Annotated in this window: 11 protein-coding genes and 4 tRNA genes; 10 read left to right on the top strand and 5 right to left on the bottom strand. The window is 36.0% G+C overall.

Annotated features, from left to right (window positions below):
- Nucleotides 1–150: 150 nt before the first annotated feature.
- The 7 genes from csrA (at nucleotide 151) to rarD (ending at nucleotide 3,281) form a co-directional block, all read left to right on the top strand.
- A complete protein-coding gene (gene csrA / locus AC5LW9_RS04245) occupies nucleotides 151–351 on the top strand; it encodes a carbon storage regulator CsrA (RefSeq protein WP_025314757.1) in 201 nt (66 codons plus the stop codon).
- Nucleotides 352–476: 125 nt separating this feature from the next.
- A tRNA-Ser gene (locus tag AC5LW9_RS04240) sits at nucleotides 477–569 on the top strand.
- A 19-nt stretch (nucleotides 570–588) separates the two neighbouring features.
- Nucleotides 589–665 (top strand) — tRNA-Arg (locus AC5LW9_RS04235).
- A gap of 18 nt (nucleotides 666–683) precedes the next feature.
- Nucleotides 684–760, top strand: a tRNA-Arg gene (locus tag AC5LW9_RS04230).
- A gap of 19 nt (nucleotides 761–779) precedes the next feature.
- Nucleotides 780–856 (top strand) — tRNA-Arg (locus AC5LW9_RS04225).
- 156 nt (nucleotides 857–1,012) lie between these two features.
- Nucleotides 1,013–2,305: a serine--tRNA ligase gene (serS, locus tag AC5LW9_RS04220; protein WP_493456367.1), complete on the top strand. Its 1,293-nt coding sequence runs from the start codon at nucleotides 1,013–1,015 to the stop codon at nucleotides 2,303–2,305.
- Between the two features lie 79 nt (nucleotides 2,306–2,384).
- The gene (rarD, locus tag AC5LW9_RS04215) at nucleotides 2,385–3,281 is read left to right on the top strand and encodes an EamA family transporter RarD (RefSeq protein ID WP_086308004.1); all 897 of its coding nucleotides are present in this window, start codon (nucleotides 2,385–2,387) and stop codon (nucleotides 3,279–3,281) included.
- A gap of 48 nt (nucleotides 3,282–3,329) precedes the next feature.
- Here the strand turns inward: rarD and pflA are convergent, their stop codons facing one another.
- The 5 genes from pflA to AC5LW9_RS04190 all read right to left on the bottom strand — a co-directional run bounded on the left by pflA (nucleotide 3,330) and on the right by AC5LW9_RS04190 (nucleotide 9,111).
- Nucleotides 3,330–4,088, bottom strand: a complete 759-nt coding sequence (gene pflA / locus AC5LW9_RS04210; protein WP_039127059.1) for a pyruvate formate lyase 1-activating protein — start codon at nucleotides 4,086–4,088, stop codon at nucleotides 3,330–3,332.
- A gap of 275 nt (nucleotides 4,089–4,363) precedes the next feature.
- Nucleotides 4,364–6,646 carry a formate C-acetyltransferase gene (pflB, locus tag AC5LW9_RS04205; RefSeq protein WP_039127042.1) on the bottom strand — a complete coding sequence of 761 codons (2,283 nt, stop codon included), beginning with the start codon at nucleotides 6,644–6,646 and terminating at the stop codon, nucleotides 4,364–4,366.
- A 68-nt stretch (nucleotides 6,647–6,714) separates the two neighbouring features.
- The gene (gene focA, locus AC5LW9_RS04200; protein ID WP_232352919.1) at nucleotides 6,715–7,563 is read right to left on the bottom strand and encodes a formate transporter FocA; all 849 of its coding nucleotides are present in this window, start codon (nucleotides 7,561–7,563) and stop codon (nucleotides 6,715–6,717) included.
- A 199-nt stretch (nucleotides 7,564–7,762) separates the two neighbouring features.
- Nucleotides 7,763–8,833 (bottom strand): membrane-bound lytic murein transglycosylase MltC, encoded by a 1,071-nt coding sequence (mltC, locus tag AC5LW9_RS04195; RefSeq protein ID WP_086326725.1) that lies wholly within the window; start codon nucleotides 8,831–8,833, stop codon nucleotides 7,763–7,765.
- A gap of 8 nt (nucleotides 8,834–8,841) precedes the next feature.
- Nucleotides 8,842–9,111: an oxidative damage protection protein gene (locus tag AC5LW9_RS04190; RefSeq protein ID WP_039127035.1), complete on the bottom strand. Its 270-nt coding sequence runs from the start codon at nucleotides 9,109–9,111 to the stop codon at nucleotides 8,842–8,844.
- 216 nt (nucleotides 9,112–9,327) lie between these two features.
- On the opposite strand from AC5LW9_RS04190, the gene AC5LW9_RS04185 reads away from it, so the two are divergent.
- From AC5LW9_RS04185 to AC5LW9_RS04175, 3 genes are all read left to right on the top strand, one after another.
- Nucleotides 9,328–10,539: an aspartate aminotransferase family protein gene (locus tag AC5LW9_RS04185; RefSeq protein ID WP_493456366.1), complete on the top strand. Its 1,212-nt coding sequence runs from the start codon at nucleotides 9,328–9,330 to the stop codon at nucleotides 10,537–10,539.
- 67 nt (nucleotides 10,540–10,606) lie between these two features.
- Nucleotides 10,607–11,218 carry a ribosome biogenesis GTP-binding protein YihA/YsxC gene (gene yihA, locus AC5LW9_RS04180; protein ID WP_039127030.1) on the top strand — a complete coding sequence of 204 codons (612 nt, stop codon included), beginning with the start codon at nucleotides 10,607–10,609 and terminating at the stop codon, nucleotides 11,216–11,218.
- A 16-nt stretch (nucleotides 11,219–11,234) separates the two neighbouring features.
- Nucleotides 11,235–12,224 (top strand): serine/threonine protein kinase, encoded by a 990-nt coding sequence (locus tag AC5LW9_RS04175; protein WP_493456365.1) that lies wholly within the window; start codon nucleotides 11,235–11,237, stop codon nucleotides 12,222–12,224.
- Nucleotides 12,225–12,247: the final 23 nt, after the last annotated feature.

Here is a 12,247-nt window from a genome sequence, read left to right as displayed (position 1 = left end):
AGATATATTCTAATATTGGTTAATAAGATATTTATTAATCGAATATTTGAATATTTCTGTAAAATTCCGTCTTTCTGTCATATTGATGGGGGGCTGACGAAGCTATATCTTAAAATTGTGATGTATACTTAACTGATATTAGGAGATCTAATGTTAATTTTAACTAGGAGAGTAGGTGAAACACTAATTATTGGTGATGATGTTGTTATTACTATTCTTGGGGTGAAGGGTAATCAAGTCAGAATCGGTATTAATGCACCTAAAGAAGTCTCAATTCATCGAGAAGAGATATACAATAGAATTCATCAATCTCAGAACAAAAATGATGAATTACCCGAGCCCAAAGAGTAATTTTGGGCATGAAATAAACAACTAGCACGCGTAAGCAAAAAAATGTTTGACTTATTTTTTGTAAAACGTAATATGTGCGCCACGACATTATGATTTTGTTGTTCAAGCAAAGTCATAATGTTTTTGGTGAGATGGCCGAGAGGCTGAAGGCGCTCCCCTGCTAAGGGAGTATGCGGTCAAAAGCTGCATCGAGGGTTCGAATCCCTCTCTCACCGCCATTTTAAAAAATTAAAATATGCATCCGTAGCTCAGCTGGATAGAGTACCCGGCTACGAACCGGGCGGTCAGGGGTTCGAATCCCTTCGGATGCACCATTTTAACAAACTCAAAATGCATCCGTAGCTCAGCTGGATAGAGTACCCGGCTACGAACCGGGCGGTCAGGGGTTCGAATCCCTTCGGATGCACCATTTTTTTACGAACTTACACGCATCCGTAGCTCAGCTGGATAGAGCACTCGGCTTCGAACCGAGCGGTCAGGGGTTCGAATCCCTTCGGGTGCGCCATTGCGGTTGAATCCCGATATAATTCTAGTATACTAAGCTCACAAAATTTAATATCTATAATCAATCTACTTTTTGATTTATATGTTTTGTTAACTATATTAGAATAACCGTTAAAGTAGAAAGATATTTCCTTATTAATGAGAATGGACGTTATTTATGTTGGATCCGAATTTACTCCGAAATGAATTAAATGTTGTCGCTAAAAAGTTAGCTCGTCGTGGATTTAAATTAGATGTTGATACTATTAGTCAACTAGAAGAAAAACGCAAAGTACTGCAAGTTGAAACTGAAAGCTTACAAGCACAGCGTAATGCCCGTTCTAAAGCTATTGGTGAAGCTAAGGCTCGAGGCGAGGACATTACAGCCGTACGTGAAGAAGTTAATAAACTCGGTGAAAAACTGAATAATGCTAAAGCTGAGCTTGAAATCTTACTAACTAAAATTAAAGATATCACCTCTACTATTCCGAATATTCCTGATGACTCTGTACCTGATGGTAAAGACGAAAACGACAATGTCGAAGTTTCTCGCTTTGGAACCCCAAGAACATTTGACTTTCCAATCCAAGATCATGTTGCATTAGGCGAACGTTTTGGAGGACTAGACTTTGCTGCAGGTGTAAAACTAACTGGCGCACGTTTTGTCGTTATGAAGTCACAGATAGCTCGCCTACATCGTGCTATCACACAATTTATGTTAGATCTTCATACAGAGCAGCATGGTTATGCTGAAATTTATGTGCCCTATCTTGTCAATCAGGCCACTTTATTCGGTACAGGACAGTTACCAAAATTTGCAGGTGACTTATTTCACACAAAACCATTAGATGAAGAATCAGAAAGCAGTAATTACGCTCTTATTCCAACTGCTGAAGTACCCGTAACCAATTTGGTTCGTGACGAGATTCTTGATGAAAGCGCGTTACCTTTGAAAATGACTGCACATACTCCATGTTTCCGTTCTGAAGCTGGTTCTTACGGTAAAGATACTCGTGGTTTAATCCGTATGCATCAATTTGACAAAGTAGAGCTGGTGCAAATTGTTAAACCAGAAGAATCCATGAAGGCTTTAGAAGAGTTAACCGCACATGCAGAAAAAGTATTACAATTACTAGAATTACCGTATCGTAAAATTGTATTATGTACAGGTGATATGGGCTTTGGTTCCTGTAAAACATATGATCTTGAAGTGTGGGTACCGGCTCAAAATACTTACCGTGAAATTTCTTCTTGCTCTAATATGTGGGATTTCCAAGCACGCCGTATGCAAGCGCGTTATCGCAATAAAGTTGATAATAAAACTTATTTAGTACATACGTTAAATGGCTCTGGTTTAGCTGTAGGACGCACGTTAGTTGCAATTATGGAAAACTATCAGCAAGCAGATGGAACAATTAGAATTCCATCCGTATTAGTACCTTATATGAATGGTGTTGAGGTAATTGGATAAATAAAATTTATTCCACTTCATTACATATAGATAATAGCGCTAATCATTAGCGCTATTTTTTATTAACAAAGGTGAAAGAATGATAAAGGGCGTTGCGCTTTCAATATTTGCATCATGTCTTTTTGGTTTACTCTATTACTACCCTGTTCTATTACAACCATTGTCAGTTGTTGATATTTTTTGTTGGCGATTATTAACCTCCTTTCCCGCAATAATTATACTAATTATTGTCGAAAAACAGTGGTCAGCTATTATCAATTTATTTATGCGAATTAAACAACAGCCACTGATTTTAATTGGTCTAATATTTTCTTCATTTCTGTTGACCATCCAAATGTTAATTTTTATTTGGGCTCCGATCAATGGACATGGATTATCAGCTTCATTAGGCTACTTTTTACTGCCATTAACGATGGTCGTTTTCGGGCAAATATTTTATAAAGAAAAGCTAAGTATTTTTCAAAAAATAGCAGTCGTGCTCGCCAGCATAGGTGTTGTTTTGGAAATTTATATAACTGGCGCGTTTTCGTGGGAAACAGCCGTTATTGCATTGGGTTACCCAATTTACTTTATGACACGCCGTAAATTGCAAATAGAGGGCATTTCAGGGACATTTTCCGATTTCTTTTTTATCTTTGTAGGCTGCCTTATTTATTTTATTTTACACTACTCTTTTAATCAGGTTATAAGTGACCTATCTCACTTTCATATTTTTATTCCAATGCTCGGTATCATTACTGCCATTGCTTTTGCCATGTATTTTGTTGCGAGACGGTTATTACCACTTGGTTTATTTGGATTACTGGGATACGTAGAGCCAGTACTGCTAACTCTTGTTTCGGTGTTATTTTTGCATGAATCGGTATCTAAAGAGCACATCGTTCCATATGGGCTTATTTGGTTATCCGTTTGTGTTTTGGCTTTAGAAGGTGGCATTTATCTATTACGTGCGGTAAAGCGCAAAAAATTAAAATAAATACAAATAAGGCACCATTATAGGTGCCTATTAAGTGTCGATAGCTTATTACTTACTGAATGTTACTGGTTGACCATAACTTTCTATAATCGCTTGGATTCTATCAAGTGTTTCACGAGGAGGCGCTTCTACTCCTTGTAATTTGTATTCATCCCCCATGGTATCCCATTTATAAGCGCCCATCTTATGATAAGGAAGTAGTTCCACTCGTTCAATATTATCCATACCTTCAATAAACTTACCCAGTAAATGTGCTGAGTCGTCGTCGTCCGTCCATCCAGGAACCACTACGTAGCGGATCCAAGTCCGTTTATTAATTTTTTGTAGATGTTTGGCAAATTCAAGCACACGTTTATTAGGTACTCCGACAAGTTTTTGATGGATTTCATCATTGACTTGTTTCAAGTCAAGCATCACTAAGTCTGTGACATCTAAAAGATCATCAACCGTTTGGTCTAACTGTCTAGCATAACCATTAGTATCTAAACACGTACTGATACCTTCTTCATGGCAGGCTTTAAACCATTCAGTGATAAATTCAGATTGTAAGGTAGCTTCGCCACCTGATGCTGTAACACCACCGCCATTAGGCATGATAAAACTTTTATAAGAAACAATTTCTTTCATCAGTTCTTCAACAGTGACTTCTCGCCCAGCTTTTAAATCCCAAGTGTCACGATTATGGCAGTACAAACAGCGCATTAAACAGCCTTGAAAAAAAACAATGAAGCGAATTCCAGGACCATCAACAGTACCAAAGGATTCAAAAGAATGAATACGACCTTTTATAGGTAGTTTCGTTGTCATAATAATGTTTTGTTCCATAAATATTCTCTAATAATTACTCACATTGCTTTTTGCTTTATATTTTAATTCTTATTCTAACTCAGATAATACTTTGCATACACCAATTGCATTAATTGATATGTTTTGTTTTTGACTAAATTATACAAAAAACAACCATATTTAATAATGCTTGCTGTACTACAATTTTGTTAACTTTAAAACAGCTATTTTTGCTACTTAATAAAAAAATAGCGCCTTAAAGGCGCTATTTAAGTTTAGTTTTTCAGTTAACCAAATTACATTGATTGAGTGAAAGTACGTGTAATAACGTCTTTTTGTTGCTCTTTAGTTAATGAATTGAAACGCACTGCATATCCAGATACACGAATTGTTAATTGTGGATATTTTTCAGGGTGTTCCATCGCATCTAATAATGTTTCACGGTTTAATACGTTAACATTTAAATGCTGACCACCTTCAACAGTAGCTTCATGATGGAAATAACCATCCATTAAACCTGCTAGGTTACGTTTACGTGCATCATCATCTTTACCTAAAGCATTTGGAACGATAGAGAAAGTATATGAAATACCATCTTTAGCGTAAGCAAACGGAAGTTTAGCAACAGATGTTAATGAAGCAACCGCACCTTTTTGGTCACGTCCGTGCATTGGGTTAGCACCTGGTCCGAATGGAGCACCAGCGCGACGACCATCTGGAGTATTACCAGTTTTCTTACCATATACAACGTTTGAAGTAATGGTTAATACTGATTGAGTAGGAATTGCATTACGATAAGTTTTAAGTTTTTGAATTTTCTTCATGAAACGTTCAACTAAATCAACAGCAATATCATCTACACGCGGATCATTGTTACCGAATTGTGGATATTCACCTTCGATTTCAAAATCAGTTGCTAAACCATCTTCATCACGGATCGTTTTCACTTTCGCATATTTAATTGCAGATAATGAGTCAGCTGCAACAGATAGACCAGCAATACCACAAGCCATAGTACGAATAACATCACGGTCATGTAACGCCATTAATGATGCTTCATAGCTATATTTGTCGTGCATATAGTGAATAGCATTTAAAGCTGTCACGTATTGTTTTGCTAACCAATCCATAAAGTGATCTAAACGAGCGAACACTTTATCAAAATCAAGATATTCGTCAGTGATTGGATCTTCTTTAGGACCAACTTGCATTTTTAATTTTTCATCCACACCGCCGTTGATTGCGTATAGAAGAGTTTTTGCAAGGTTAGCACGAGCACCGAAGAATTGCATTTGTTTACCGACAATCATTGGGCTTACACAACATGCAATTGCATAGTCATCGTTGTTAAAGTCTGGACGCATTAAATCATCATTTTCATATTGTAATGATGAAGTATCAATTGATACTTTAGATGCGAATTCTTTAAATCCACTTGGTAAGTGTTCTGACCAAAGGATAGTCATGTTTGGTTCTGGTGATGGACCCATTGTATATAAAGTATTTAAGAAACGGAAAGAAGTCTTAGTTACTAATGTACGGCCATCAATACCCATACCAGCGATAGATTCAGTTGCCCAAATTGGATCACCAGAGAATAATTCATCATATTCAGGTGTACGTAAGAAACGAACCATACGTAATTTCATCACGAAATGGTCAACAATTTCTTGTGCTTCTTGCTCAGTGATTAGACCTGCTTCTAAATCACGTTGGAAATAAATATCAAAGAAAGTCGAAGTACGACCTAATGACATTGCTGCACCATTTTGAGATTTAACTGCAGCTAAGTAACCAAAATAGGTCCATTGAACAGCTTCTTGTGCCGTTGTAGCTGGAGCTGAAATATCAAAACCATATTTTGCAGCCATTTCTTTAATTTGACCAAGTGCACGATGTTGCTCAGCAATTTCTTCACGACGTTGCATGGTCATTGGTAAATCAACACCATTTTCAAAGTCAGCTTGTAAAGAAGTGAATTGAGCAAATTTATCTTGCATTAAGTAATCAATACCGTAAAGTGCCACACGACGGTAGTCACCAATGATACGACCACGGCCGTACGCATCAGGAAGACCAGTAATAACACCTGATTTACGACAACGAAGGATATCTGGAGTATAAATATCAAACACACCTTGGTTGTGGGTTTTACGATATTCAGTAAAGATTTTTTTGACTAATGGATCTAAAGTTCTATCGTAAGCTTTACAAGAGTTTTCAATCATCTTGATACCACCAAACGGGATAATAGCTCGTTTTAATGGTTTTTCAGTTTGTAAACCAACAATCTTCTCTAAATCCTTTTCGATATAACCCGCATCATGAGCAGTGATAGTAGAGATTACACTTGTATCAAAATCAACTGGTGTATGAGTGGAGTTTTCAAATTTGATGCCTTCCATCACTTTGTCCCACAATTTAGTGGTAGCATCGGTAGCGCCAGCTAAGAAAGATTCATCACCCTCATAAGGTGTGTAATTTGTTTGAATGAAATCACGAACATTGACATTATTTTGCCAATCACCTTCTTTAAATCCTTTCCAAGCCTTTGCTTGTACTTCGTTTAAATTACTCATAATTATTAACCTCAGGTTTACAAAAATACCTATTTATCCTCTCCAATATGAGGATAAATATCTTAAAATCAATGTGGTTTACGTAAATATAAAGCCCAATATGGTAGCGCAACAGCTAACCCACCTAAAATATTCCCAATTGTTACAGGAATTAGATTATTTAAAATAAAATGCTCTACAGTTAGTTCTTTAAATGTATCTGGTGATACCCCTACTGCAGTCCAAAACTCAGGCGATGCAAAATTATTAATTACAATTCCCATAGGGATCATAAACATATTCGCAATGCTATGTTCAAAACCGCTAGCAACAAACATTGCTACAGGTAAAACCATAATTAACATTTTATCAAGTAAGCTACGTCCAGCATAACTTAACCAAGCTGCCAAACAAACCATCAAATTAGCCAATAAACCAAGAAAGACGGCTTCAATAAAAGTATGGTGTAACTTATGATCCGCTGTTTGCAGGACATTTAATCCCCACAATCCATCAGCAACCATATATTGACCAGAAAACCAAATAACTGTTACAAACAGTATAGCACCAATAAAGTTACCAACATAGACTAAAATCCAATTACGGATCATTTTCTTCCACGTAACTTTATGAGTCATTTTAGGTAATATCGTTAGTACAGTTGACGTAAAAAGATCAGCACCACAACAAACAACCAACATTAATCCTAATGAGAAACAGATGCCACCAACTAGTTTGGCTAAACCAAAAGCAACAGTTGCGGTGCCAGTTGTTACGGTAATATAAAATACGAAAGCAATAGAGATAAACACACCTGCAATAATAGCAGATAAAATCGTACTACATGGGTGTTTACTTAATTTGTAGTTGCCAAGGTCTTCGGCAATTTGTGTCATTTGTGCGGGGGAATATGAATCCACAAGTTTATCGGTACTCAAACTAACATCCTCAAAAAAACTAGGGTTTTATGAGACGCATAGTATACTCAAAATTTGAAGTAGATCACGTTTTTTTTTATTAAAAAATTTTTAAACCACAAAAATCTTATTTTTTTAAAGATATTACTGCCGATAAAATTATAATTTCATTCTTAGTTCCTTATCTTATCCGTGATAGCTATTATTAGATAACATAATGTTATCTGTTATCTAATATATTACTTACTTTTATCAGATAATTACGTGATTCTTGAGAAACATGTGATGTGACTATTTTTCGAAAAACTTGTTGTGGTGTCATTGAATTTATAATATCAATTGCGCGATCACGATCATTAGAAAACGTCCGCAATACACTACCTGCCCCACCATTATAAGAAGTAATCATTGCATACCTTAAAGATACAGGATTATTAATACCTGCCAAATATTTCGTTTTTAATAATGATAAATAAGCGGTACCCATATCGACATTATTACGAGGATCAAGTAAATATTTCCTCGTTGGTTCTCCTGATTTACCACGTAATTGGAAAATATCACGTCCTGCAGTATGCTGCTGAACTTGCATTAACCCAAGCGCATCCGAGCGACTTACCGCATAAGGGTTAAAAGCAGACTCGACTTCCATAATTGCTAAAATTAAACGCTCATCAATGAAATAGCGGTTTGAAGCTTCCGTCACCAATGGTAAGAATTTTCTTGCTCGTTCATTAATGTGATTCGGAACCAATTTAATTTCCACATAAGTAATGCTGTGCATGCCCGATGGGCGAATTTTCAAGTTATTAGCCAGCACATAATCAGCAAAATTATTCGCTCGACCACTCCAACGAATAGGTTGCCGTTCTTGGTCTAATACTTGATTGTATAAGAAAGGCTCTTGTGACAAATCTTGACTAATTTTATCATGACGTATGATATCGACAGGTTCGGGCATTAGTAATGTTGAAACTATCGCTTCTTTTAACGATTCTATGGGAGAATCAGACAAAGTTTCAATTGTTATCACACCAGAAACAAAGTTGATATGAACTCGAGTTTGTAAATTATCCTCATACTGAACATAATCTTTTGGGCCAGCGATAAGGACTTCCTGAGGCCCCCAAATTTCTTCTATATTATTCGCATATTGACCAATTAAAATATTGAAAGCATTAGTGTCTTTAATATAAAAATCTTCATTATTCTTAGATGAATTACCACCTGAACATCCATTTAAAAGGCTCATTGCTATAAACAACGTAATGATCTTTTTATTGTTTTTCATGTTATACCTCAGTTTTGGGGTTTATATCCATCAATAACAACTTCTTCACCTTCAAATAAAAATTTAATCATTTCTGCTTCAATCTGTTTACGATGCTCTGGATTCATCATATTAAGTTTATTTTCGTTAATTAACATGGTTTGCTTTTTGAGCCATTCTTGCCATGCAGGCTTTGATATTTCATTGAAAATTCGTTTACCAAGTTCACCAGGATAAAGCTGAAAATCTAAACCGTCTGCTTCTTTTTTTAAATAATGGCAATAAATAATACGACTCATTTTTAACTCTTTTAGATGCAATTAACCAACAGAATTCGATTATACCTGAAAATAATTAAAGAAAAGAAGTAAATTATTGAATATGTTTTGAATTTAAAAATTTTTTACAGATGAATATTAATTCATTATATTTGAATAATTATTTACTTTACTCTGCTATTAATTAGCATAAAATAAATGGTAATTTATTCAATAAAAACAGATAAGGATTTAACAATGCAGCCAAAGATCACACGCCAACTATTTGATAAGATCATTTTACCCGTTTATGCGCCAGCCCAATTTATACCAGTTAAAGGGAAAGGTAGCCGAGTATGGGATCAAAATGGTGAAGAATATATTGATTTTGCTGGTGGTATTGCAGTCAATGCCCTTGGTCATTGCCATCCTAGACTAGTTAAAGCATTGCATGAACAAAGTGAAAAAATATGGCATGTTAGTAATGTTTTTACCAATGAGCCAGCCTTAAATTTAGCACAAAAACTTATTGATAATACTTTTGCTGATCGCATCTTTTTTGCCAATTCTGGAGCAGAAGCAAATGAGGCGGCTTTCAAATTGGCTCGCTATTATGCTATTGAAAAATACAATCCTTATAAAACTAAAATTATCGCCTTTCATCAATCTTTTCATGGACGAACATTTTTTACAGTCTCTGTCGGTGGTCAAGCTAAATATTCAGATGGTTTTGGTCCAAAACCTGCTGACATTATCCATGTTCCATTTAATAATCTTGATGCAGTAAAAGCAGTGATAGATGATCATACCTGTGCTGTTGTGCTAGAACCTGTACAAGGTGAAGGTGGATTAACCTGCGCATCACTTGAGTTTTTACAAGGTGTTCGCGAACTTTGTTATAAATATCATGCCTTACTCATTTTTGACGAGGTTCAATGTGGAATGGGCCGAACTGGAAGCTTATATACTTATCAACAATATGGTGTAACACCTGATATTTTGACTTCTGCCAAAGCGCTTGGGGGTGGATTTCCAATTAGTGCTATGTTAACAACAGAAGACATTGCTACAGTAATGCATCCCGGCATCCATGGTACAACTTATGGCGGTAATCCTTTGGCCTGTGCAGTTGGTTGTGAAGCATTCGATATCATTAACACCGCAGAGGTTTTAGAGGGGGTACAAAAACGTCGTGCAATCTTCATTGAGCAGCTTGAAAACATTAATGATAAATTTAGAGTATTTCGAGAATATCGGGGTAAAGGTCTATTATTAGGTGCAGAGTTACAACCAGAATTCCACCATAAAGCCCGTGATTTTTTAAATGTTGCAACAGAATTTAAAGTGATGATATTAAATGCAGGGCCAAATGTGTTGCGTTTCACGCCATCGTTAATTATTTCGGAAGAAGAGATTCGAGAAGGCATGATGCGATTTACAAAAGCAGTCGAAAAAGTTGTCAATGCTTGAGTTTTTCTATACAGTAGCGGCATTTAAATCAATTAAGTGCCGTTAAAGCATTTAAAGGATACTTTTTATGACTGATATTCGTCCATTAAATTATGCAAAAACACATTTTATTTTAAGTGCTCCAGATATTTCTCATTTACCCAGTGATAGTGGTGTAGAGGTAGCATTTGCTGGTCGATCTAATGCAGGTAAATCCAGCGCACTCAACACATTAACTAACCAGAAGTCTTTAGCTCGTACGAGTAAAACACCTGGGCGAACCCAATTAATCAATCTTTTTGAGGTAGAAAAAAATTGCCGTTTAGTGGATTTACCGGGTTATGGCTATGCCCAAGTTCCTGAAGCGATAAAACGCCAATGGCAAAAATCGCTAGGAGAATATTTACAAAAACGCGAAAGTTTATTGGGGCTAGTTGTTTTAATGGACATAAGACATCCTTTAAAAGATTTAGATCAACAGATGATTCAATGGGCAGTTTCGGTTGAAATTCCAGTCATGTTGTTACTGACTAAAGCGGATAAACTTGCCTCTGGTGCTGTTAAGAAGCAAGTTAATATGGTAAAAGAAGCCATTTTACCTTTCCAAGGTGATATTACTGTTGCACCATTTTCATCTCCTAAACGAGTTGGACTTGAAGCATTAAAACAAAAACTAGATGAATGGTTTAATCAACAGTAACTAGAGGAATCATTCAATGGATAGTTCAGCATTTTCATTTCAATTATTATCACCCGATCTTATTGTCGAGAGTTTGGCTTCAATTGGCATTTATATAGATTCGGGTTTAACGGCTTTAAATAGTTATGAAAATCGCGTCTATCAATTTCACGATGAAGAACATAAACGTTATGTTGCAAAATTTTATCGTCCTCATCGTTGGAGTCGAGAACAAATACTTGAAGAACACCAATTTACTGAACAATTATACCGTGCTGATATTCCTGTAGTGTCGCCACTCGTAATCAATAATAAGACATTACATGAATATCAAGGCTATCTATTCGCTTTATTTCCTAGTTTGGGTGGTAGACCCTATGAAATGGATAATCCAAATCAAATGGAATCGGTAGGTACGATGATTGGTCGTATACATCAAATTGGTGCAACTGAAACTTTTTCATACCGCCCAACTATTGGACTTGAGGAATATGTTTATCGCCCGCAAGAGATCTTATTATCCTCAACCTATATTCCCAATAGCATTCAACTCGATCTCAAAACAGTATTGAGCAAGCTGATCAAAACGATTGAAAAATATTGGCATAATGATTGGCAACCAATACGATTACATGCTGATTGCCATGCTGGTAATATTTTGTGGCGTGATGATAATGCTATATTCTTAGATTTTGATGATTCTCGTAATGGCCCAGCAATTCAAGATCTTTGGATGTTGCTCTATGGTAATCAACAAGAACAACGCCTACAGTTAGATGAACTGCTTGAATTGTATCAAGAGTTTTATGATTTCGATAAAGAACAACTTAAATTGATTGAGCCTTTACGAGCAATGCGAATAATTCATCATCTGGCATGGATTATTGAGCGTTGGCAAGATCCAGCCTTTCCTATTGCCTTTCCATGGATAACTGATATTGATTTTTGGAAACGACAACTATCTGAATTCAACCAACAGATAAATGCCCTTAAAGCGCCACCATTACAATTGATGTCGATATTCTAAATATTAACTGATAAAGTAAATAA

The sequence above is a fragment of the Gilliamella sp. LMG 34360 genome (assembly GCF_984568995.1).
Note: the sequence above shows the minus strand (reverse complement) of the source record. Positions and strands in the feature narration are given on the sequence as shown.

Coding starts and splice junctions, on each gene's coding strand:
- csrA (WP_025314757.1), top strand. CDS start 151: ATGTTAATTTTAACTAGGAGAGTAGGTGAAACACTAATTATTGGTGAT.
- serS (WP_493456367.1), top strand. CDS start 1,013: ATGTTGGATCCGAATTTACTCCGAAATGAATTAAATGTTGTCGCTAAA.
- rarD (WP_086308004.1), top strand. CDS start 2,385: ATGATAAAGGGCGTTGCGCTTTCAATATTTGCATCATGTCTTTTTGGT.
- pflA (WP_039127059.1), bottom strand. CDS start 4,088: ATGACAACGAAACTACCTATAAAAGGTCGTATTCATTCTTTTGAATCC.
- pflB (WP_039127042.1), bottom strand. CDS start 6,646: ATGAGTAATTTAAACGAAGTACAAGCAAAGGCTTGGAAAGGATTTAAA.
- mltC (WP_086326725.1), bottom strand. CDS start 8,833: ATGAAAAACAATAAAAAGATCATTACGTTGTTTATAGCAATGAGCCTT.
- AC5LW9_RS04190 (WP_039127035.1), bottom strand. CDS start 9,111: ATGAGTCGTATTATTTATTGCCATTATTTAAAAAAAGAAGCAGACGGT.
- AC5LW9_RS04185 (WP_493456366.1), top strand. CDS start 9,328: ATGCAGCCAAAGATCACACGCCAACTATTTGATAAGATCATTTTACCC.
- yihA (WP_039127030.1), top strand. CDS start 10,607: ATGACTGATATTCGTCCATTAAATTATGCAAAAACACATTTTATTTTA.
- AC5LW9_RS04175 (WP_493456365.1), top strand. CDS start 11,235: ATGGATAGTTCAGCATTTTCATTTCAATTATTATCACCCGATCTTATT.